The organism is Kitasatospora hibisci (assembly GCF_043950205.1).
Classification (GTDB): domain Bacteria; phylum Actinomycetota; class Actinomycetes; order Streptomycetales; family Streptomycetaceae; genus Kitasatospora; species Kitasatospora hibisci.
The window spans coordinates 7,319,438-7,340,008 of sequence record NZ_CP171642.1; the positions used below are offsets into that span (position 1 = coordinate 7,319,438).

At 73.6% G+C, this 20,571-nt stretch carries 19 protein-coding genes; 8 read left to right on the top strand and 11 right to left on the bottom strand.

Features of this window, described 5'->3' with window-relative positions; genetic code table 11:
• Window positions 1–19 precede the first annotated feature (19 nt).
• Together ACF9IK_RS31915 and ACF9IK_RS31920 are read left to right on the top strand one after the other, a co-directional pair.
• Window positions 20–1,387, top strand: coding sequence for a hypothetical protein (locus ACF9IK_RS31915; protein WP_395297545.1), 1,368 nt, complete (start codon window positions 20–22; stop codon window positions 1,385–1,387).
• A gap of 71 nt (window positions 1,388–1,458) precedes the next feature.
• The gene (locus ACF9IK_RS31920) at window positions 1,459–2,265 is read left to right on the top strand and encodes a hypothetical protein (protein ID WP_395297546.1); all 807 of its coding nucleotides are present in this window, start codon (window positions 1,459–1,461) and stop codon (window positions 2,263–2,265) included.
• 100 nt (window positions 2,266–2,365) lie between these two features.
• On the opposite strand, the gene ACF9IK_RS31925 is transcribed toward ACF9IK_RS31920, so the two are convergent.
• Window positions 2,366–3,499, bottom strand: coding sequence for a helix-turn-helix domain-containing protein (locus ACF9IK_RS31925; protein WP_395297547.1), 1,134 nt, complete (start codon window positions 3,497–3,499; stop codon window positions 2,366–2,368).
• A 343-nt stretch (window positions 3,500–3,842) separates the two neighbouring features.
• Between ACF9IK_RS31925 and ACF9IK_RS31930 the strand changes: the two genes are divergently transcribed.
• From ACF9IK_RS31930 to ACF9IK_RS31945, 4 genes are all read left to right on the top strand, one after another.
• Window positions 3,843–4,415 carry a dihydrofolate reductase family protein gene (locus tag ACF9IK_RS31930; protein ID WP_395297548.1) on the top strand — a complete coding sequence of 191 codons (573 nt, stop codon included), beginning with the start codon at window positions 3,843–3,845 and terminating at the stop codon, window positions 4,413–4,415.
• A 236-nt stretch (window positions 4,416–4,651) separates the two neighbouring features.
• Window positions 4,652–5,215, top strand: a complete 564-nt coding sequence (locus ACF9IK_RS31935) for a hypothetical protein (protein ID WP_395297549.1) — start codon at window positions 4,652–4,654, stop codon at window positions 5,213–5,215.
• 63 nt (window positions 5,216–5,278) lie between these two features.
• Entirely contained in the window at window positions 5,279–5,839 is a 561-nt protein-coding gene (locus tag ACF9IK_RS31940; RefSeq protein ID WP_395297550.1) for a SigE family RNA polymerase sigma factor, read from the top strand.
• Window positions 5,836–6,474, top strand: coding sequence for a hypothetical protein (locus tag ACF9IK_RS31945; protein ID WP_395297551.1), 639 nt, complete (start codon window positions 5,836–5,838; stop codon window positions 6,472–6,474). The genes ACF9IK_RS31940 and ACF9IK_RS31945 overlap by 4 nt, the downstream gene beginning before the upstream one ends.
• A gap of 39 nt (window positions 6,475–6,513) precedes the next feature.
• Here ACF9IK_RS31945 and ACF9IK_RS31950 read toward each other — a convergent pair whose 3' ends face one another.
• Window positions 6,514–7,539: an NAD(P)-dependent alcohol dehydrogenase gene (locus ACF9IK_RS31950; protein WP_395297552.1), complete on the bottom strand. Its 1,026-nt coding sequence runs from the start codon at window positions 7,537–7,539 to the stop codon at window positions 6,514–6,516.
• A 140-nt stretch (window positions 7,540–7,679) separates the two neighbouring features.
• On the opposite strand from ACF9IK_RS31950, the gene ACF9IK_RS31955 reads away from it, so the two are divergent.
• Entirely contained in the window at window positions 7,680–8,552 is an 873-nt protein-coding gene (locus ACF9IK_RS31955) for a TetR/AcrR family transcriptional regulator C-terminal domain-containing protein (protein ID WP_395297553.1), read from the top strand.
• Between the two features lie 44 nt (window positions 8,553–8,596).
• On the opposite strand, the gene ACF9IK_RS31960 is transcribed toward ACF9IK_RS31955, so the two are convergent.
• The 3 genes from ACF9IK_RS31960 to ACF9IK_RS31970 all read right to left on the bottom strand — a co-directional run bounded on the left by ACF9IK_RS31960 (window position 8,597) and on the right by ACF9IK_RS31970 (window position 11,435).
• The gene (locus ACF9IK_RS31960; RefSeq protein WP_395297554.1) at window positions 8,597–9,595 is read right to left on the bottom strand and encodes a hypothetical protein; all 999 of its coding nucleotides are present in this window, start codon (window positions 9,593–9,595) and stop codon (window positions 8,597–8,599) included.
• 358 nt (window positions 9,596–9,953) lie between these two features.
• Complete coding sequence (locus ACF9IK_RS31965; protein WP_395297555.1) at window positions 9,954–11,000, bottom strand: SPFH domain-containing protein; 1,047 nt, start codon at window positions 10,998–11,000, stop codon at window positions 9,954–9,956.
• Between the two features lie 3 nt (window positions 11,001–11,003).
• Window positions 11,004–11,435: an NfeD family protein gene (locus ACF9IK_RS31970; RefSeq protein ID WP_395297556.1), complete on the bottom strand. Its 432-nt coding sequence runs from the start codon at window positions 11,433–11,435 to the stop codon at window positions 11,004–11,006.
• 917 nt (window positions 11,436–12,352) lie between these two features.
• Here ACF9IK_RS31970 and ACF9IK_RS31975 point away from each other — a divergent pair.
• On the top strand, window positions 12,353–13,951 hold the full coding sequence (locus ACF9IK_RS31975) for a sigma-70 family RNA polymerase sigma factor (RefSeq protein ID WP_395297557.1): 1,599 nt from the start codon (window positions 12,353–12,355) through the stop codon (window positions 13,949–13,951).
• A gap of 237 nt (window positions 13,952–14,188) precedes the next feature.
• On the opposite strand, the gene ACF9IK_RS31980 is transcribed toward ACF9IK_RS31975, so the two are convergent.
• From ACF9IK_RS31980 to ACF9IK_RS32005, 6 genes are all read right to left on the bottom strand, one after another.
• Window positions 14,189–15,697, bottom strand: a complete 1,509-nt coding sequence (locus ACF9IK_RS31980; protein ID WP_395297558.1) for a peptidoglycan-binding domain-containing protein — start codon at window positions 15,695–15,697, stop codon at window positions 14,189–14,191.
• Window positions 15,698–16,096: 399 nt separating this feature from the next.
• Complete coding sequence (locus ACF9IK_RS31985; protein ID WP_395297559.1) at window positions 16,097–17,578, bottom strand: hypothetical protein; 1,482 nt, start codon at window positions 17,576–17,578, stop codon at window positions 16,097–16,099.
• 464 nt (window positions 17,579–18,042) lie between these two features.
• Window positions 18,043–18,600: an SMI1/KNR4 family protein gene (locus ACF9IK_RS31990; protein ID WP_395297560.1), complete on the bottom strand. Its 558-nt coding sequence runs from the start codon at window positions 18,598–18,600 to the stop codon at window positions 18,043–18,045.
• A gap of 367 nt (window positions 18,601–18,967) precedes the next feature.
• Window positions 18,968–20,101: a methyltransferase domain-containing protein gene (locus tag ACF9IK_RS31995; RefSeq protein ID WP_395297561.1), complete on the bottom strand. Its 1,134-nt coding sequence runs from the start codon at window positions 20,099–20,101 to the stop codon at window positions 18,968–18,970.
• The gene (locus tag ACF9IK_RS32000) at window positions 20,098–20,247 is read right to left on the bottom strand and encodes a hypothetical protein (protein ID WP_380391401.1); all 150 of its coding nucleotides are present in this window, start codon (window positions 20,245–20,247) and stop codon (window positions 20,098–20,100) included. The genes ACF9IK_RS31995 and ACF9IK_RS32000 overlap by 4 nt, the downstream gene beginning before the upstream one ends.
• 87 nt (window positions 20,248–20,334) lie before the next feature.
• Complete coding sequence (locus tag ACF9IK_RS32005; protein WP_395297562.1) at window positions 20,335–20,523, bottom strand: hypothetical protein; 189 nt, start codon at window positions 20,521–20,523, stop codon at window positions 20,335–20,337.
• Between the last annotated feature and the right edge of the window lie 48 nt (window positions 20,524–20,571).

The following is a 20,571-nucleotide window of genomic DNA, read 5'->3' on the forward strand; positions in this document are numbered from 1 at the left end:
ACCGTCATGGGGGACACCGATGAAGACACGCACCGCACCGGCCGCCGCTGCCGTCACCGCCCTGGCAGTGGTGTCGCTCGCGGCGTGCGGCGCCGGCTCGGGAGGCCCCGCCACCGGCAGCGCCACCGCCCCGGTCACGGCGTCGGCCGGAGCCACCGCCCCCGGCGTCCCGGCGGCGCCGAGGCACGCCCTTCCCGAGCCCTACGACAACGGCAAGGGCTGGGCGGCCAAGCCCGAGGACGGGAGCGTCCTCTCCTCGCCGATCGTCGCGCCCGGCGCCGGCCTCGTCCTGTTCCGTTCGGTCTCCGCGGACCTCGGTACGGAGCGGGTGGTCGCCCGCGACGCCCGGACGGGCGTGCCCCGCTGGAGCAGCCGGCCGGCCAAGCGGTCGGCGGGTTCCGCAGGCGGGTTCGAGTCGACCGACGCCAGCCTGCTGCTCACCCACGACCACGGCCGGGAGCTGGTCGTCCTCGCCTCGGGCGGTGTCGAGGGGGCGGCCACGGTCACCCGGCTGGCGGTGTTCGACCCCGCCGGCGCGTCCGGCGACCAGGCGGCCCCGTTGCGCGAGGTGACCGTGTCACGCCTCCGGACCGGGGCGCTCACGGCGTCCTGGGAGAACGGGCTGGTGACCGTACCCGTCCAGGACGGTGTGGTGGTGGTCGACGTCACCTCGGGGCAGGTCACCGTCCACGACCGGCAGAGCCCGGCCCGCAAGGCCCCCAAACCGTGTCCGCGGGTGCTGGAGAACTGCGACGCCGCCATCAGCAGGATCGTCGGCGCCACGTCCGCGGGCCCGCTCGTGGAGGGCTACCAGGCCTTCTGGTCGGGGCCGTGGATCAGCGACGACGTGGTCCCGCCCGAGGCCGCCGGCCCCGGCGGCGTTCGCGGCGTCCGGGTCTGGGGCACCGGGACCGGGGACGTCCTGGCGGCCTGGCCGACGAAGGACGACGCCCCGGACAGGGCCGTGTGGGCGCTGCACGGAGGGGCCGACGGCAAGGTGCTGGCCTCGGTGACGTGCGCCGTGGACGGGACCCCGGGGGAGCCGTTCCTCACCGGCGGCGGCCGGTACCTGGTGGCCGGCGCCGTGGTGTTCGACACCCGGTCCGGGCAGGGCTTCTGCTTCGAGCCGAGCGCCTCCCGCACCGGTACCCGCGTGCGGACGGTCGACCCGGAGGGCACGGCCTACGGCAGTGCCCGGTCGGGCGCGGCGCTCTGGGACGGCAAGGCCTTCGACCGGTCGCCGGCGAGCATCGACCTGGCCGCCGGCGGGCGGGTCTCGGACCAGGCGGCGGGCACCCTCGTCCCCGACCGTGCGGACGGCGGCGTCGCCGTCATCGGCGGCACCACCGCCTCGGGCGGCGTCATCCTCGTGTACCCGCACCGCTGACCCCGGCACCCCACCTCCCATCCCGCCCCGCCCGGGGCGGCCGGCCCGAGACCGTCAAGGAGCAGTACGTCATGGATCAGAACCTGGGCCCCCGGGTGCGCCAGTACGGGGCGAGCCTCATGTCGCTCGCCGTCTGGCTTGTGCTGGGCGGGCTGTTCCTCGCCGCCGGCCTCGACGTGCTGTCCGTGTGGCGGCGGGTGACCGACGGCACGACCACGTTCACCGGCGACCCGTCGGTGCTCGCGGCCGCCGGGGCCGGCCTCGCCGCGATCGGTGCGGCCGTGATCGCCGTGTCCGTCGTGCGCGCGGTCCGGCGCCCGGTGGTCGAGCTGTACGAGCACGGCATCGCGGTCCGGGCCCGCGGCGAGCTCCGCGTCCACCGCTTCGAGGACATCCGGGACTACTACCGGGCCTCTCCGCTGCGCTACCTGGCGTACCGGACGGGGGAGGGCGATCCGTGGGTCTACGTGGCGCACACGACCTCCCGCATCGGACGGCTGGAGGCCGATCTCACCCAGGCGCTGGTCGACCACCGGGTCCCGCGGGTCCTCCACGAGATCCGGACCACGGGGTCCGCCGCCTTCTGGTCGTTCGACGCGCGCAAGCAGCACCTGAAGTCGTGGGTGGCCAACACCCGCAACCTGGACGGCGCGCGCCCGGCCGTCGTCGTGTCGGCCGACGCCCTGACCGTCGACGGCCGGCGTCACTCCCTCGACCGCGGCCTGTCCTGCCGCTTCCACCCGATGAGCGAGACCGTCGCCTTCGAGAACGCCGATGGGGAGTTCCACCGCACCCACGTGGCCTCGCTGCTCTCCCTCGACGTCCTGCTCGCGGTGCTCGCCGAACTCACCGCGGCGGGCGCGCCCGCCGGTCGCTGAGAGAACTCACCGCGGCGGGCGCGCCCGCCGGTCGCTGAGCCCTCCCGCGGTCGAGCCCGGTCCGGCGGACCTGCACGGAACCGGGCTCGACCGCGTGCGCTCAGGAGCGGCCGCCGCCGCTGACGCACCGCTCGGCCGGGGTGTCCGCCCCGGCCGTCCGGACGGACCGGTGGCCTTCCTGCGCCGGACCCGGCTCTTCGCGCAGACGGCGGTCGCGGCGGATGGCCGCGGGTGTGTGGCCGTACCAGCGTTGGACGGCGCGGCGCAGGGCACGGGCGTCGGCATAGCCGCTCCGTGAGGCGATCGTCTCGATGCTGAGATCGGTGGTCCGGATCAGGTGCGTGATCCGGGTGCGGCGCACGGTCTCGACCTCGTCGGTCCAGGTGGTGCCGTGTTCGTCGAGGCGTCGCTGGAGGGTGCGCGCGCTGACAGCCATGCGCTGCGCCACCGCGGGCAGTGTCGGGGCGGCGCTGTCGCAGGTGGATGCCAGGACGGCGCGGAAGAGGTCCAGCCAGTCGTGAAGCGGGATGGCGGAGTTGAGCGTGTGCTCGGCGTGTCGTCGCAGCACGGCGGACAGACCGGGTTGGACGTGCGGTGCGGGGGTTCTCAGGTCGCAGGCGCGGAAGGTGATGGAGCTGAGCGGGGCCTCGAAGTCGATGGCCTGGGTCCCGTACAGCTCGGTGAGGGCGCCGTGCCGGCGGGGTGTCCCGGTGGCCAGGGCCACGCGCAGCGGAACGAGCCGGCGCCCGGCGGCGTCGCTCAGGCGCCGCTGGTACAGGCCGAGCGCGTAGGCGCGGACGGCGGAGGCGGCCTCGTACGTCTGGTCGGCCTCGTTGAGGTGACTGATGGTGATCAGATCACCGTCCTCGGTGATTCGGAGGCCCTCCGTGCTGAGGTCGGCCACGGAGGCGAGGTGGGCCGCGGCGTCGTGAATGCCTTCGAGCGGGGTGGGCGCGGAGGTGATCAGGTAGTCCCACACCCCGAGGGCCCCGATGGCGGACTGCTGCGTCATCAGCAGGGACACCTCGGTCCAGGGCGCACGAACGGTCGTCAGTTCCCAGAGGCGGACGGTGGTGGCCGCCGGTGTCCGGTAGAGGTCGCCCCGGAGGTGGTCGGGGTCCAGCCCCAGGAAGTGCGTGTAGGACTCCGGGGGAATGCCGAGCCGGCGCGCGCCCTCGACGTTCACGCGGGTGAGGGCGGAGGACGTCGTTCCCAGGTGCGCATGCGAGGCCACGGGGGCCCAGCATAGGCCAGCCCGAAGTTCCGGACCGTCTTCGGGCCCCGACGCCCGGCGTCCCGCACGGGAGTGAGGGAGGGACCCCTGTGGCGCGAGCTGTCCCGTGGCCGGCGCGTGGTGTCCTGGACCGGGTGATCTTCGTGACCGTAGCGTCATGACCGTTCTCGCACGGCGTGCGAGGGCCGGGACGGCGGACGACGAGCCGATGAGCCGATGAGCCCTCTCTGATCCACGGTCGGAGGGCCGCGGCCGGCGCGCACGCCGGCAGGGTGCGGCGCCGCAGCCGTGCGCCGACCGGACCCACCGAGAAACCAGACAAGAGACACACCGAGGAGCCCAGATGCGTTCCCTGATCAGTACCGCCTTCATCTCGCTCGACGGCGTCGTCGAGGCCCCGGGCGGCGAGCCCGGCTACCGGAACACCGGGTGGACCTTCAAGCACACCGAGTTCCTGCCCGAGGCGTTCGAGATCAAGGGCCGGGAGCAGAGCGAGGCCACCGCCATGCTGACGGGCCGCACCAGCTACGAGGCCTTCAGCCCGGTGTGGCCGGACATGGCGGAGTTCGCCGAGTACAAGGCGATCCCGAAGTACGTCGTCTCCACCACCCTCACCGAGGACGACCTGGTGCCGAACTGGGGCGAGACGACGATCCTGCGCTCGCTCGACGAGGTCGCCGCGCTGAAGCGGACCGAGGGCGGCCCGATCATCGTCCACGGCAGCGCTTCGCTCAACCGGAGCCTCTCGGACGCCGGGCTGATCGACCGCTACCACCTGCTCGTCTTCCCGCTCCTGCTGGGCGCGGGCAAGCGCCTGTTCAGCACTGCGGACAACGACGTCCGGAAGCTGGACCTGGTCGAGCACCGGGCCTACCCCAACGGCCTGCAGCTGAACGTCTTCGACGTCGTCCGCTGAGGAGGCCGGCGAACGGCCCGGCCCCGCGGTGGTGAGCCCGCGGGCGTCGGCTCCGGCCGGCGCTCTCCGGGCGACGTGGGGACCGCGTCCGCGCAGTGAGGCAGATCACAGTGGGCCTCGGCGCCGCCGGAGCAGCGTTCGGCCGCCGGACGCCCGTCTGGAGGGTGGACGGGCAAGTGGCTCGTCCACTCCGGCTTCTAGGGCACGGAGTTGTGCTTCGTGTAGGGGGTTTGTCCATGACGTTCTTCGCTATCCACAAGAGGCGGCTCGGCTCGCTGGTGGCGGTGGCCGGGGCTGCCGTACTGACGGCGGGTACGGGGGTGGCAGCGGGCGCGGACGCGTCCGTCCAGGCGGCTCCGGTACCCGCGGCGGCGGTCACCCGGGCGGCCGCGGCCCCGGTCGCGGCCCCCGTCGCGGCGAAGGCCGGCGGCGTGCAGACGGTCGCGCCGGGTGAGCGGCTCACCGCCGGCGGCGCCACGCTGTGGCTGACGCCGCAGGGTCTGTCCGTCGTGGCGCCGAAGTTCTCCGGCACCGACAAGCCGGACGTGACCCGGGTCGCCGATGTGCGGCCGGGCAAGGTGACCAGCGCGGCGTGGGGCGACGCTTCCGGCACCCTGTGGGCGGGAATCTTCCGGGGCCCGGTCTCGGACTCCACGAAGATCACCATCAGGCTGGGCGACCGCACCCTGGACGCCAAGGTGGTCACGCTCGCCGGCAGGCCGGGTTGGGGTGCCTTCTACGCCTTCGACACGCAGAAGACGGACGCTTCGGCCAAGCCGGCCGTCACCGTGCAGAGCTAGCGGACGGCCGAAAGAGGTGGCCGCCTCCGGGCGGCCACCTCCCGCTCTTGGGCGAGGATCAGTTTGACCAGCATCATCGACGACGAGTTCCAGGACTTCATGGCCGCCCGCTGGCCGGCCCTGGTCCGCACGGCCTACCTGCTCACGGGGAGCCACCACGGCGCCGAGGATCTCGCGCAGACCGCGCTGACCAGGGCGTTCGTGAAGTGGCACCGGGTGCGCGGCAGTGACGATCCGGCCGCCTACGTGCGCCAGATCATGGTCCGCTGCCATGCCGACCAGTTCCGCCGCAACCGGGTCCGGGAATGGCTCACCACGCATCTGCCCGACGTCGCGGCACCGTCCCAGGAGACGTCGAGGGAGCAGCGCGAGGCCCTGATGCAGGCGCTGAGACGGCTGCCCGCCCGGCAACGCGCGGCGGTGGTGCTGTACTTCTTCGAGGACATGAGTCACGCCCAGGTGGCAACGGCACTGGGGACCCGGGAGGGCACGGTTCGCAGTCAACTGTCCCGCGCCCTGGCCAAGCTGCGCGAGGACGGGCTGCTGGCCGGGCTGACCGGCCGCAGCGTCCTCGATCACCTCCCCCCCTCCGTGCCCACCCTGACCGGAAAGGACGGCCGTTGAACCCCGACGCCCTGGCCGACGCGCTGCGTCAGACCGCCTCCCGGGTCCCCGTCGGCCCGCCGCCCGTGGAAGCGGTGTTCCGACAGGGGCGAGCCCTTCGCCGCCGCCGCCGGGCCGCCGGCCTGGCCGTGGCCGCGGCGGTGCTCGCCCCCGCCTGCCTCCTGGCCGTCCGGTCGGCGGGAACGCCTCCCAGCGTTCCCGCCGGCACCGCCCAGGCGGGCACCACGCAGACCGGCCCGCAGGTGGTGACGTCCGGAGAGAAGGTCACGAACCCGTCGGGCACGTCGCTGTGGTTGACCGAACAGGGGCTGTTCCTGACGACGGCCGGTCAGCCCGGCTCCGCCGCGGAATCCGTCCTGGTCGCCGACACACCGGTCGGGCGACTCACAGGACTGGCACGGGGGAGCGGCTCGGCTACGGTGTGGGCCGGCGTCTACCGCGGCCCCGGAACGCCCGCCAAGCTCACTCTTGCGGTCGACGGCCGGACACTCCCGGCCCGGCTGTACGCCCTGGCGGGCTCCCCGGGGTGGGTCGCCTACTCCGCCGAGACGGCGCTGCCCCGGAACAGCGCCGAGAAGCCCACCGTCGAGGCCTATGCCGCCGACGGCACCCTGTTGCTCACCACCCGCCTGTGACCTCCGGGGACGACTGCGCCGTGGCTCCGTCCGCTGCGCTCATCCCCGGCCTGGCACGGTGATCGCCACCTTGCCCGTGACGCGGCCGTCGAGAAGGTGCCGGACGGCTGCTGCGGTCTCGGCGAGCGGGTAGACGCTGTCCACGACGGGGCCGAGCGTGCCCGCGTCGATGAGAGCGGTCAGGTCGCGCAGCCCGTCGGCGTGTTCGGAGGCGATGAAGGTGCCCAGGTGCTGGCCGGTGAAGGGGGACAGCAGCTGTGCGCGGAGCTGGCGGTCGGTGCCGCCGAGCCAGCGGCCGTTCGTCTCGCCGCCGGTGATGACGAGCCTGCCGCGGGGCGTCAGGGCGCGGCGCAGGTCCCGCAGACCGCGGTTGCCCGCGATGTCGATGATGACGTCGTAGGGCCGCGGGCCGGCGAGGAAGTCCTCGCGGGTGTAGTCGATCACGTGGTCGGCGCCGAGCGCCCGTACGGCGTCGAGCTTGGGGGTGCTCGCGACGGCGGTGACCCGGGCACCGAAGGCGTGGGCGAGTTGGACGGCGAAGCTCCCCACCCCGCCTGCGGCCCCCGTGATCAGTACCTGCCGGCCTTCCCCGACCCCGCCCTTGTCGCGAACCGCCCGGAGTGCGGTGAGCGCGCTGACGGGGACCGTCGCCGCCTCCTCGAAGGTGAGTCCGGCCGGCTTCGGGGCGATCCTGTCGGGGCGGGCGGCGGCGAACTCGGCGAACGCGGCGGGCGCCGTGCCGTAGACCTCGTCGCCGGGTGCGAAACCGGTCACTCCGGAGCCGACCGCCTCGACGACACCGGCGACGTTGCGGCCGGGATTGGGGAGCTTCGGCTTCCGCAGCCCGCTCACGGGCCGGACCGCGTACGGCAGGCCGGCCATCATGTGCCAGGTGCCCCGGTCCACGCTGGAGGCGCGCACCCGCACCAGCACCTCGCCCGGCCCGGCAACCGGCCGGGCGAGCCGTGCCGCGCGCAGCACGGCTTCCGGTTCGGCGCCGTAGCGCTCCTGCACGACGCCCGCCATCGTTCCGGGCTCGCCCGTGGTCACGATCGACTCGCTCATGTTCCGCATCGTCACTGTCCCGGTTTTCGTCTCTCGCACGCCTGCGGCGCGAATACAAAGGGGCTTACGCCGTAAGTAGAGCACTTACGTCGTAAGCTCGTCAATGTTCGGAGACCCGCGAGAGAAAGTGACCGGCCACCGTGACCCGACGCACCACCCCGCAGCCGACCCGCGAGACGCTCACCCGGCAGCGGGTGCTGCAGGCCGCCGTCGAACTCGCCGACGCCGGCGGCCTGGGGGCACTCAGCATGCGCAAGCTCGGCGAGGCCGTCGGAGTCGAGGCGATGTCCCTCTACAACCACGTGGCCAACAAGGAGGACCTGCTCGACGGCATGGTCGACCTGGTCTTCGGCGAGGTCGCCCTCCCCGCGCCGGGTGACGACTGGCGACGGGCGATGCGGCAGCGGGCGATCTCCATGCGCTTCGTGCTGTCCCGCCACCGCTGGGCGATCGGGCTGATGGAGTCACGCTCCACGCCCGGCCCGGAGACCCTGCGCCACCATGACGCAGTCCTCGGGTGCCTGCGCCGGGGCGGGTTCTCCCTCACCCTGACCGCCCACGCCGTCTCGGTCCTCGACAGCTACATCTACGGGTTCGCCCTACAGGAGAAGGCCCTGCCGTTCGACTCCCCGGAGGCGACCGCCGAACTGGCGGAGTCCATCATGAGCGGATTCGGCGACGGTGAGTACCCGTACCTGACCGAGATCGCGACCGCCCACGTCACGCGTCCCGGGTACGCCTACGGCGACGAGTTCGCATTCGGCCTCGACCTCGTCCTCGACGGCCTCCTGCGCGCGGCGGGCGAGGAGGCCGGTGGCCGCACGGACGCCGGCGTGGGCGATGCCCACGCCGATCCGGGAACCGGCCGCGATCCGCGCGAGGGCGCCGTGCTCGCGCAGGCGGACGGAGACGGAAGCTCGCTGCGGGCGCCGGAGCCCGCACCTGCGGCCACCCTCCCGGGCGGCGGTCGGCATGGTGACCCGCTCGGCGAGGGGGCGCGGCAGGACGGGTGACCAGCGGGGCTCTCCGGCGGAACGGCTGAGACCCCGGGCGGCTCTCAATCGGCCGGGAGCCGCCAGGGCCCCCCACCCGCGTCCGCCACCCGCAGCTGGCGCAACAGGCCGCCGTAGTCCTCGTCGTCGTCGCTGATGAAGATCGGATAGGAGCCGGCGACCAGCGCGACGCCCTCGACCTTGAGCCCCGAGCTGCGCGCGATCTGCTGCGGCGGTTCGACGGGGTGCAGGCTCGCGCCGATGGCCCCGCCCGGGCGCACGGTGGCCGCGCGGTACACGGCGCTGTCGAAAGGCCCGAGGTTGCCGGGATCGTACGCCGACGAGATGTAGAGGTTGCCCTTCGCGTCGATGTCGAGGCCGGTGGCGGGGCGTGCGCCCGGCGGCTCCGCGGCCGTGAAGGGGATCGACGTCCAGGTCGTGCCGAAGGTGATCTCGCCGTTTCGGCCGATCGTCAGGGAGGTCATGTTGATATTGGTGGTGTCGCTTCCCTGCCGCCGCTCGGCGTAGACGAAGTAGTCCCTGCCGTGGACCGTCGCGACGGCCGTCGCCTCGACGTTCACGAGCGGCTCGGGCGTCTCGGGCCACGGAACCGACCCCGCGATCTCGACGTTGAGGTCCTTGTCCCACCGGGCCAGGTAGATGGTGGGATCGGGATCGCTTCCGTCGGCGTTGCTCTCCACCAGCAGGGCCTCGTTGCGGCCGGGTACCCGGGCGATGCTCTCCAGGTCGTTGGGAACGCTGGGGAACCTGACGTCGAGCTCCTGGATCCTGATCCCGTCGGTGTTCACGGGGGTCCGGACGATCGCCAGGCGCGGCAGGTCGCGCTCGGCGTCGTTGTCCCTCGCGTCGTGGCAGACCAGGAAGACCTGTTGGGGCTCGTCGCCGCTCCCGGCGGCGGGCCTGCGCTCGGTGGCGAGCCAGGCGAGGCCACTGAACTCGCGCGGTGCCGTGTACTGGCGCGGCGCCTTGACGTCGGTGCCTACGGCCGACGGAATGCCGGAGCCGTTCCCGACGCCGCACGCGGAAAGCGCGAGACTGCTCACTCCTGCGAGCGCCGGAATGAGCCGGCACGCGACGAACCGACGTCGAATCATCTGTCCTCCCGTCGGAAGCGGGTGGGGCCGACGGCCCTTTCCGGACAAACGTAGGTCATCCGGAGCGGAGCCCCGCGCAGGCTCCCCGTGGCGATTCCAGAATGCCGAAGCCCCCCCTCGGGCGGTGTTCAGACGGTCGTGCCGGGAGGCCGCGAGGCGTCACGGGTCGATCTCCTGTACGGGGTTGACGGCACGTCGGCTGACATGGCGCGGCGATCGGGTCCTCCCCTTCCCCGCGCCCCCGGCAGCTGCACGGTGCGCCCGTGGTCGTCGGCGGACCGGTGTCGACCGCGCCGACCCCGCCGGTTCAGCCGCCGTCGGCGGGCGGGGCGGGCGGGACGGGACGGGAGCCGCCGTCGGCCTCGGCGGCGTCGGCGAGGGCCTTGGCCGCCGCCTCCGCGGCCTGTGCGGCGTCGTCGTCCGCGGCCTGCGCGGCCCTGTCGTCCGCGGGCCTCTCCCGGGTGGCCGGCGACTGCGGCAGCACTTCGCTGAAGGCGCGGGAGACGTTCTCCAGTGCGGTGGTGAGCTCGCCGGGGATCACCCAGAAGGTGCTGCCCGGGCCGCGCGCGATCCGGGGCAGCATCTGCAGGTACTGGTAGGCGAGGAGCTTCGGGTCGGGGTCGTTGCGGTGCACGGCCTGGAAGACCTCGTCGATGGCGCGGGACTCGCCTTCGGCCTTGAGGATCTCGGCCGTGCGGTTTCCCTCCGCGCGCAGGACGGCGGCCTGCTTGTCGCCCTCGGCGGTGAGGATCTGCGACTGGCGCTGCCCCTCCGCGCCCAGGATCGCCGCGCGCTTGTCCCGCTCGGCCCGCATCTGCTTCTCCATCGCGTCCTTGATCGACTGCGGGGGGTCGATGGCCTTGATCTCCACCCGGTTCACCCGCAGCCCCCACTTGCCGGTGGCCTCGTCCAGCACGCCGCGCAGCTGGTTGTTGATGGTGTCCCTGGAGGTCAGCGCCTTCTCCAGGTCCATCGACCCCACGACGTTGCGCAGCGTGGTGACGGTGAGCTGCTCGACCGCCTGGAGGTAGCTCGCGATCTCGTAGGCGGCCGCGCGGGGGTCGGTGACCTGGAAGTACAGCACCGTGTCGATCTCCACGACCAGGTTGTCCTCCGTGATCACCGGCTGGGGCTTGAACGAGACGACCTGTTCCCGCAGGTCGATCACCGGGTAGACCCGGTCGATGTAGGGGATCACGACGTTGAGGCCGGGGGTGAGGGTGCGGTGGTACCGGCCGAGCCGTTCGACGTTGCGGGCCCGGGCCTGGGGCACGATGCGCACGGCCCGCAGCACGGTGAAGACCGCGAACGCCGCGACGACCAGTCCGGCGATCAGGGCGGCTGAGACGTCCATGGTTCACTCCCGGGGATAGACGAGCGCGGTGGCGCCGCTGATCTCGATGACGTCGACCGTTGTTCCGGGTGGGATCACGAGTGCCTCGTCGTAGGCGCGGGCGGTCCATTCCTCGCCGCCGATGCGGACCCTGCCGCCGGCACCCGTCACCTCCGAGACCACGTACGCGGTCCTTCCGATCAACGCGTCCACCCCGAACCGTTCCGCCGGGGGCCGCAACGCCCGGCGTACGACGACGGGGCGGACGAAGACCACGGTGGTCGCGGCGACGGCCGTGAACACCAGGAACTGCAGCGGCAGCGGCAGCCCGGCCGCCGCGAACCCCGCGGTGACCAGCGCGGCTCCGGCCAGCAGCCCCAGTGCGGCGGTGAGCGTGAAGATCTCCGCCGCAGCCAGTACCGCGGCGGCGACGAGCCAGATCAGCCACGGGTCCATGGCGCCTCCTGCCGCAGACGGTGGGTGGGAACGGCCGGCCGGTACCTGCTCCGCCCCGCGCGACGGGTTCGTGCCGCCGGGAGGACTCCCATAGGGGATTTACCCGAACAATCTGGGGGAAATCGAACTCGGAGGCGTGAGTGCCTCTCGGGTCCGTCCGCCGACCGTGCGCCGCGGCCCCCGCTCCCCGCTGGCCCGCGCCGCCGGGGGGTGCGCACGTCCGGCCCGGCCCGGTCGGTGGCGATGCCGGTGCGACGGCCGGGGCGAAGGCCGGCGCCGCCGCGGGCGCCCCCGGGCCGCGCACCGCGGCACCCTCCGACGAACGCGCCGGTCGCAGGCGGGAGCGCCACGGTGGTGCCCCGGGCCGCCCGGCCGAACAGCGGACGACCGTGCGGCGGCGAACCATAACGCTTCAGTCAAGTCGGCCGCGAATGCAATGGCATGCAGGTATCGACCAATCCGTCCGGGCGTGGTCGACCAGGCCCGCCGGGTCGCCGTTTGACGCCCGGTCAGCGCGCAGATGCGGCGCCGTCGAAGCCGCCACCTCTCCACGCCCAGGATCGTGGATCCACGGGTGATCGGATTCTGGCAGGATTCCGGGTACTCGATCCCCCCGAGAAGCGAGGTGCGGCTTGTCCGGCCGAGTGAGCAGTGGCCCGGCGTGCCCCCGGCCCTCCCGCTGCCGCTCACCGCACGATGCCTTCCGACCTCCGGAACCGGCGCACGGCGGATCCGCGAAACCGGAACCCGTGCCGGGCGAACCCCGCTCCGGGGTCCGGCGCGAACGGTCCTTCGTGCCGCAGCCGCCGACGGGAGCGTTCCACCGGCCGCACCGCCCGACGGGCCACGCCGCTGCGTGCGAGGCGCCGACCCGACGAACCACCGCCGCGCGGTGTCCGATCCCGTCCAGGAGCACCATGAAGGACCACGCCGACACTTCTCTCGCGGATCTGACGGACGGCGAGCTGACCTCCCTGATCAGGGGCGGCTCGACCGGCGGCGAGGTCTCCGAACTCTACGCCCGCCACCGGGAGGCGGTCCTGGCCCACGCGCGCGCGTGCTGCCGTGACCCGCACACGGCGGAGGACCTGGCCTCCGAGGCGTTCGCCCGCACCCTGGACGCCGTGCGGTCGGGCGCGGGACCCGCCGAATCCTGGCGTCCCTACCTGCTGACCGTCGTGCGCAACACCGCGGCGGCATGGGCGGAGGGCGGCCGGCGGTCGGCGCCCACGGACGACATCGACCACCTGCAGGCCGCCCTGCCGCAGGTCGCCGGCGGCGAGGAGTCCGCCCTGCGCCGCGAGAACGACGCCCTGCTCGCCACCAGCTTCCGCACCCTCCCGGAGCGCTGGCAGCAGGTCCTGTGGTACACCCTCGTGGAGGAGGAACCGGCCCAGGACGTCGGGAGGAGACTGGGGCTCAGCGCCAGCGGCGTGTGGTCCCTCGCGGAGCGGGCCCGCGAAGGCCTGCGCGAGGCCTATCTGACCGCCCACATCGACGGACGGGCGGATTCCGAGGAATGCCGGCACTACCGCCCACAACTCGCCGCCGCCGTCCGCCGCGACACGCACCGCCGCAACCGGCGACTCGACGCCCATCTCGCCGAATGCCGCGCCTGCCACAGCGCCCTCGGTGACCTGGCCGACCTCAACGCCCGACTCCGCGCCGTCCTGCCACTCGTGATGCCGCTGTGGCACGGCGGAGCCGGGGCGGTTGCGGGAGGCGGCGCGGCAGGCGCCCTCACCCCGCACACCGGCGCACTGACGACGGCCGGCAGCGCCGGGGGCACGGCGGCGGGCACCGGCACCACCCTTACGGCGACCGGCTGGCTCGGCATCGCGGGCGCCACACTCGCGGTCGGTGTCCTCGGGGCCTTCGCCTACCTCGGCGGCGGCGACGGCACGGCGGCGGATCCGGCGCCCGCTCCCAGCGCAACGGCCGCCTCCCGCGACATCGCCGCCCCGCCGGCCGGACCCGCACCGTCCACCACCGACGCGTCCGCGTCCGCATCGGCACCGGCCTCACCGGGAGCCTCGGACCGCACTCCCACCGGGTCGCCGTCGGCGTCCTCCCCGACCGGCCGTACCAGACTCCGCATCGATTCCACCGACCGGTGCATGGAGATCCCCGGTGGCAGCACCGCCGTCGGCGCCCAGCCGCAGGAGGCCGCGTGCACCGGCAGCACCTGGCAGAACTGGGACGTCATCGACCTGCCAGCGGCCGGCCAGCAGGTGTCCGTGCGCAACGCCGCCAGCGGCCAGTGCCTGACCTACACCGACACCACCGACGACAAGGCCCCCGTCCGCCAGGAACCGTGCGACCCCGCCAACGCCCTCCAGGCCTGGACCCTGAAGCGGCCCCAGGACGGTCTCGTCTCCTTCGTCACGAGCAACAACACACGTCTCGGCCTCAAGGACTGGGCCCCCGCAGTCCAGGGCAAGTCCTACGGCCCGCTCATCGCGACGACCCACTACTACTACAACTCCCCCTCCCTGCGCTTCCGCGTCGACCGGTGAGCCGCGGCCCCGCACGTCCCCGCGGCCGGCGGCCGCGGCACGCGTCGTGGAAGCCGTCGTCGTAGTCGCAGTCGTGCTCCGGATCGTCCGCGTCGATCCGGGCGCGGCAGACGTGACCCGGTCCGTGAGGCTTGGCCGGGCAGGGCCCGGTCGCCGGTCTCGACGGTCGCGGAATGCCGGGTGCGGCTGCGGACGACGTCCCGTGGCGGGCGTCGCCTCTCCGTGAGGGCGTGCCGGTCAGCAGTGCGCAGCTCGTGCCCGGCCCTCCAGGGCCGCACGGGTCCTGGGACCGTAGAGGCCGCGCTCCTCGCCGCGGATCCGGGTCGAGTCCTGGAAGCCGGTGAGCGCGTCCTGCGTGCGCAGGTCGAAGATCCCGGTGAAGAACGCCGGCGGAAAACGGCGACAGCTCGCTGCGGCGAGGAGTTCCTGCAGGCGCCGGATCTCGGGGCCGTGATCGCCCAGGCGCAGGCTCCGCGGCGACGGCGCGGTGGTGGACGGCGTGGTGGTGGGCGTGCCGGGAACGGGCACGCCGGGCGAAGGCGTGGCGGGGGAGGACGGCGCCGGGCCCGTGACGGGAACGGTGGGCGCGGGGGCGGGCGCGACAGGGGCCGCAGGCCCGTTCGGCGCCTCCGGCCGACCGGTGCCCGAGGACTTCGACGGCGACGGGCGGGGACGTCGGCTCGGGGCCGAGGGCGCCGTGGGAACGGCGGGGCTCGGTGAGGCCGGGGCGGAGGACGGCGGTCGCGTGGCGGGCTCGGAGGGCGGGTTCGGACCGGGCGCGGTGGTCACCGGACCGGGACGCATCGCGTCGCCGCCGGTGCGCCCGGTCGGTGGGCCCGCGAGGGCGACCAGCCCGGCGCACAGGGCCGCGAGGCTCAGGCCGGCGCCGGCGGCCACGGCCCGGGGGCGCCAGCGGGTCGTGCCGGTGGGGTGTCCGGCGTGCTCGGAGAAGCGGTGGGTCCTCGGGGCCGGGCCGGGGCCGGGTCCTGTGTCGGTTGCGGGGGGACCGGTCGGCAGCTGTGGGGTCTCGCCGCCGACGAGTCGCTGCAGCAGGGCCTCGGGGAGGTGACCGCGCAGGAGCCGCAGATCGTCGCTTGCCCGCAGGCAGTGCGGGCAACGCCGCAGGTGTTGCCGGAGGTCGGAGGGGACGGGGCCGCGGCCGCGGGTGAGGTCGTCCAGGCGCACCGTCAGGTGACGGCAGGAGCGGTCGTCCAGTTGTGCGGTGTGGACTCGCAGGTAGGTGCTGCGGAGCTTCTTCAGGGCGGTGGATTGCGTGGTGGGCTTCGACGGTCCGCCTCCTCCGGACAGCTCGTGCCGGAGTTCGGTCTGCCAGGGTTCGGGCAACTGCCGGAAGGCCCGGGGCAGTAGCGAGGGCGCGGTTCGTGCACCGTCGTCCGGAATCCTCCGGCGGTGCGGACGCGGACGCGGGGGTGCGTCGCGTGGTTCGGGTGCCGTGACCGCAACGGCCCGGGCGTGGGCGACCTGGAGCATCGCCTCTCCCAGGTGCGGTGCCCAGCTACCGTCGGGGCCGTGCCCGGACCTGACGGCGTCGAGGACGAGGTTGAACGCGGCGGCAGCCCACTGGCCGGCCCGGTCCGGGTCGGCGCCCAACCGGAGCGCGTGGGCGAGGACGGCCCCGCCGTGACGGTGCATGAGCTCCCTGGCTGCACGCGGTGCCATCGTCGCCACGTCGAGCAGCCCGGCCAGTTCGGCGTCCGCGAGCGAGGCCACGGGCGGTCGTCGCATCGGGGTTCCCTCCAGTGATCGTGTTGGTGTGGGAGCGGCGGCGACGTCGGGTCACGTGCCCGCGGCGCCGCCCCGGGCTGTGGCCGGACCTCGGCCGGCAGGGGTTCTGCGGGCACGGCGGAACACCGGGACGGCGGTGGACGGGCGGCGGCGGTCGGCCCGTTCGGGGCCAGGCGCCGCGCGTCCCGGCAGTCGGGTCCGGGAGGCGGCCACCCGGACCCAAATGCCGCGGACCCCGCGCGGCCTCGGAGAGGCGGCGCGGAGCCCGGGCAGGGTGGTGTCGGCCGGACGGCGCGGACACGGGTCGGGATCCCGAAGCCCTTACGGGCCCGCCCCGATGGGGGTGAAGGTCCCCCGGTCGAACCGGGTGGACCGGGATGTGGCCGGGGGGTTTCGGGATCAGGGCCGCTGGTCGGCCCGGTGACGGGAGCGAGCGCGGCGGCTGGCGAGGAACACGCCGCCGAGCACGAGACCGGTACCGGCGAGCGCGGTCAGGGTGATCGCCGTACCGTCGCCTCCCGTCTCGGCCAGGTTGGGCGCGGGGCTTCCGGTGCCGCCGCCGTTGCCGGCGGCACCCGCAGTGGCGGGACCGGCGGAGGCGGGGCGTCCGGTGGCGCCGGGGGCGGTGCTTCGGCTGCCCGGCGTGCCGCCGGCCGTGGGCTGCGCGGTGCCCGGCGCACCGCCTGTCCCGGTGCCGGTGTCCGTGCCGGTGTCGGTGCCCTCGACGTCGGCGGGCCCGTCCGGGTCGGCGGGGTCGGCGTTGTCCGCGACGTCCTGGGGGGTGGTGGCAGGCCCGGTCGAGGCATCGGCCGTCACTGCGGGCGTCACGGGAACGCTCGGGGCGGTCCCGGCGGGTGCGGCGGCGCCGCCGAGGCTGACGGCGACGGTGGCACCGTCGGTGTTCTGGCCGGTGACCTTCACCGTCACCTTGCCGGCCTTGTCGTGGAGTTCGGTGACGGCCCCGTTGTGGTCGGCGGTGGACACGACGATCGGGCTGGCCGTGTGGTAGGCGCCGCCGGTCACGCGGTAGGCGTAGACGCCGTTGAGGTTGGTGTCCAGGGAGCCGGACGGGCGACGGTACTCCAGCACGAGGCTGTCCTTGCCCATCGGGATCTCCAGGGCACGGGTTCCCTGCCTCGCGCCGTACAGGGGACGGAGGGTGAAGGTGCCGGAACCGGTGGCCCTCTGGTGTTCGGCGGCGCTGAGCCAGCCGAGGCGGATCAGCTGCGTGGCGGACAGCCCGGCCTGCCCGTTGCCGCCCATCGGCGACCTGCCGGCAACGGCGGCGCGCTCCCCGCAGTCGACGAGGTTGCCGTCGTTGCACAGGTACCGGATCTGGTGGCCGAAGCCGATGTTGTGGCCGAACTCGTGGCGGATCGTCCCCTCGTTGACGTCGTTGTCGCCGGTGTTCAGCCAGGTGAAGCGGCCGCCGATCGAGCCCATGCCGAGCCAGTAGCAGCCGAGGTGGGGCAGGACGATGGACAGGTTGTCCCAGTCCCTCTTCCGGACGAGGCCCTTGGCCGCCATCTGTGCCTCGACGTCCTGCCGGACCTTCCAGAGGTCGCCGCAGCCGGCGTTCTCGTTCAGGGTCAGCGGCCCTACGACCTTCTCCTTGACGGCGGGCACGAAGGTGAACCGGCCGCGGGAGACCTGGCCGTAGTAACTGCTCAGAGACCCGTCGGCGCCGAAGTACTTGGCGATGGCGTTGTCCCTCATCGCGTTCGCGTCCGGGTGCTTCCTGTCCTTGAAGTTCGCCACGACCACGAGGACGCGGTTGTCGTGGGAGGAGTCGTCGGCGGCCGCCGGGGTGATGGTCCCTCCGACGGCCACGACCGCGAGTGACGCCGATGCCGCGAGGAACTTGCCGATGCCGTGGTGCATGGTGCCCTGTGCTCCTGTTGCTCGAAAGGCTGTTGTGCCCGGAGAGAGCCGACCCCGGCCGGCTCCTCCTGCGCCGATGCCGTTTCGTTATGTTCATCGCGTCGAAAGGGGCGGCACCCTCCGGGGCAAGGGGCGGCGGGCGGCAGGACGAGGGGGCCGGCGGTGACGGCGGGCAGGGACGTCCTCGGGGTGCCGGGGCGGCCGGCCGGGGAGTCGGCGAGGTACCGGTGCCCGTTCCTCCGCGGTGCCGGCCCCGTTGGCGCCAGGCACGGTCCGGTCGGTCTTGCCGGGCCGGCAAGACAAGTACCGGTCCAACAAGCACCCCAGGGGATCTGCCACGAAGGATGAGAAGGCCCTGACCATGTGGTTCGCGTCGGCCATCGCGGGTCCCGGCGAGCCCGCGAGCCGTGAGCACGGCCAGGACGACGGCGTCCGCGCCAACGGGGCGGAGCGTTGGTGTTTCACTATGCGCCGGAGGGCAATCGGCTTGCGGCCTGGTCCCATGGCCGAGGCTCGGCCAAGTCGTCCCTGTCGAAGGCATCCTCCTCGAACCAGCCCGTCCCCGCGAGCCATGTCTCCAGCCACGCTGCGAGGCTGGCGGAGTCGAGGAACCAACACTGATCCCACGGTCCGCCGCTGTACGGGTTCGGCTCGAAGAGCAGGACCTGACCGTCCTCACTGAGACAATCAACGCCTGCGTACATGGCACAGCCCCAGGTCAGGATCGGTACGACGCCTTCGGGCCACTCCGGGTGCTCCACGCCAACGGACGCCTCACGTCGCGTCAGGTATTCGCCGGCGACGCTGGAGCCCGGACCGAGCAGCGGCAGCAGTCGGTAGTCGGGGCCGAAGCCGCCGTCAGCGACCTCGCGATACAAGCGCGCAAGGAGCGGATGCAGCGCGAAGCCCAGTTGCCCCTCGGCCTGCGCAATCTGGGCATCGCCGACAGGCGCGGGAAGGTTCTCGTTGTCCGATGCGGCCCGGCTAGCGACGCGTTGCACGAGGTCATCAATGTCGGCCATGACCGTGATGCTGTCAGAACCCGCTGACATGCCGACGGCCAGGCCCTCCGGGCGGACTGATGGGCGACAGGAAGTTCAGAGCAGACGAGCAATCAATGCTCGTCTTCCAGTGCTGCGAAGAGTTCAGCGCACTCGCCGGCGAAGGAGCACAGTTGGTCAACGAGCTGTCGAATGCGCTGCGGGTCCCGGTCCCTATGGGGTGGAGCGTCGGTCCACTGCTGCCACAAGCCACCTGCGGCAAGGTCTAGTAGTCGGACAACTACCCTCGGTGCACCGTCATCCGGTCCCGCGTGGGCCCGCCGAGGCGGGCGGTGGTTGGTGACGGGCCCGGCGCCGCGAGGCGGGCTCACGGCGCCGGGCCAGGCGGTCAGATCAGCTGGGCGGGGTCGTCCAGCCAGGCCTGCCAGCCGTCCCGGGTGACGGTGAGTCCGAGGCGGGCGATGCCGGGCTCGCCTGCCTCGTGCCACCAGGTGAGGGCCTGCTCGAAGTCGTCCCAGAGGCGGCGGCCGCCGTACTGGCGGACCTGGTGCTCGTCCTTGCCGTCTCGGAAGGTCGCCGCCGACCAGGCCGGGGTGGTGAGGGAGTAGAGCCACAGGGTGCGGGCGCCGTCGTCGTGCGGCTGGATCGCGTGGACGACGTCGCGCAGGCGCAGGCCGGCGGCGAGTGGGAACGGGTCGAACTTGCCGTGCGGCGGCAGGACGGCGGTGGTGGTGGACTCGGCGACGGTGCCGCCGTCCGGCGGGTTCTGCGGCCATGTGAGGCGCTGGGAGCGCATCTTCATGAACTCCGCCGGCTGGAGGAACGGGCCGCTCGCGGTGCCGTCGCCGCTCACGGTGAGGCGGACCAGGGCGTCGGCGTTGGAGTAGTGGGTGCCGAACGGGGCCAGGATCAGTCCGCCGGGGCGCAGTTGCTCGATCCACGCGCGCGGGATCTGGCGCAGTCCGTAGGTCGCGGTGATCCGGTCGTACGGGGCGCCGGGCGGGTGGCCGAGCGTGCCGTCCGCGCAGACGGCCTGCGGTCGGTAGCCGGCCCGCTCGAGTGCGGCACAGGCCTGGGCGGACACGGCGGGGTCGATCTCGACGGTGGTCACGTTCGCGTCGCCGAGCCGGTGGGCGAGCAGGGCAGCGTTCCAGCCGGTGCCGGTGCCCTGCTCCAGCACCCGCATCCCCGGCTCGGCTTGGAGGTCATCCAGCATGGAGGCCACCAGCGACGGCATCGAGGCGGAACTGGTGGGCACAGTGCCGGGCTCGGCGCCCTGGTGCAGGCCGTCGTCCCACTGGGTGACGATCGGGATGTCCGCGGCGGCCGCCGCCAGCCAGCCGGCCTCGTCGACGGTCCGCTCGACGGGCCGGCTCTTCCCGGTGGCCATGTCGTGCGCCCAGATCAGGTCCGGCAGGAACAGCGAGCGCGGGACGGCGTCGAAGGCCGGCGCCCACGTGTCGGCGACGGGGAAGGACCGCCCCGGCGCGGGGCGGCCCTCCTGCTCAGGTACGAGCGTCACTTCCGGTGTCCCCCGTCCCCGGGCGGGGTGCTGCCGTCAGGGGACGGCGGGTCGGACGGCGGCGTCCACGGAGTGCCCGGGTGTCCGTCGCCCCCGCCCCCGCCGTCGCCGCCCGAGCCGCCGCCGTCGACTGCCTCGATGTCCATGCCGAGCTCCTTGTCGTCGCTGTGACGGTGCCCTCCCGTGGCCCGGGAGGAGTAGAGGGCCGGCCCCGGCGCACCGGGGCACGGTGGCTATGCCAGGGCGGGAGAGCGGGTGCGCAGGTCCGCGTGGACGGTCTTGCCCAGCGGCTCCAGGGTCACTCCCCAGTGCCCGCCGGTGAGGTGATGGACCAGGGCCATGCCGCGGCCCGACACGGCGGCGGGGCCCGCGTCGATCAGGCAGGGCAAGGCACGGGAGCCGTCGCGGACGCTGATCCGCACGCACCGGTCGGTGTTCCGCTCGATGGTGACCGTCCTTCCGCTGACACC

Bases quoted from the DNA above. Each gene is read 5' to 3' on its own strand.
- ACF9IK_RS31950 (WP_395297552.1), bottom strand. From the start codon at position 7,539: ATGAGCGAGTCGATCGTGACCACGGGCGAGCCCGGAACGATGGCGGGC.
- ACF9IK_RS31935 (WP_395297549.1), top strand. From the start codon at position 4,652: ATGACGTTCTTCGCTATCCACAAGAGGCGGCTCGGCTCGCTGGTGGCG.
- ACF9IK_RS31980 (WP_395297558.1), bottom strand. From the start codon at position 15,697: ATGCGACGACCGCCCGTGGCCTCGCTCGCGGACGCCGAACTGGCCGGG.
- ACF9IK_RS31920 (WP_395297546.1), top strand. From the start codon at position 1,459: ATGGATCAGAACCTGGGCCCCCGGGTGCGCCAGTACGGGGCGAGCCTC.
- ACF9IK_RS31970 (WP_395297556.1), bottom strand. From the start codon at position 11,435: ATGGACCCGTGGCTGATCTGGCTCGTCGCCGCCGCGGTACTGGCTGCG.
- ACF9IK_RS31990 (WP_395297560.1), bottom strand. From the start codon at position 18,600: ATGGCCGACATTGATGACCTCGTGCAACGCGTCGCTAGCCGGGCCGCA.
- ACF9IK_RS31985 (WP_395297559.1), bottom strand. From the start codon at position 17,578: ATGCACCACGGCATCGGCAAGTTCCTCGCGGCATCGGCGTCACTCGCG.
- ACF9IK_RS31975 (WP_395297557.1), top strand. From the start codon at position 12,353: ATGAAGGACCACGCCGACACTTCTCTCGCGGATCTGACGGACGGCGAG.
- ACF9IK_RS31965 (WP_395297555.1), bottom strand. From the start codon at position 11,000: ATGGACGTCTCAGCCGCCCTGATCGCCGGACTGGTCGTCGCGGCGTTC.
- ACF9IK_RS31930 (WP_395297548.1), top strand. From the start codon at position 3,843: ATGCGTTCCCTGATCAGTACCGCCTTCATCTCGCTCGACGGCGTCGTC.
- ACF9IK_RS31915 (WP_395297545.1), top strand. From the start codon at position 20: ATGAAGACACGCACCGCACCGGCCGCCGCTGCCGTCACCGCCCTGGCA.
- ACF9IK_RS32000 (WP_380391401.1), bottom strand. From the start codon at position 20,247: ATGGACATCGAGGCAGTCGACGGCGGCGGCTCGGGCGGCGACGGCGGG.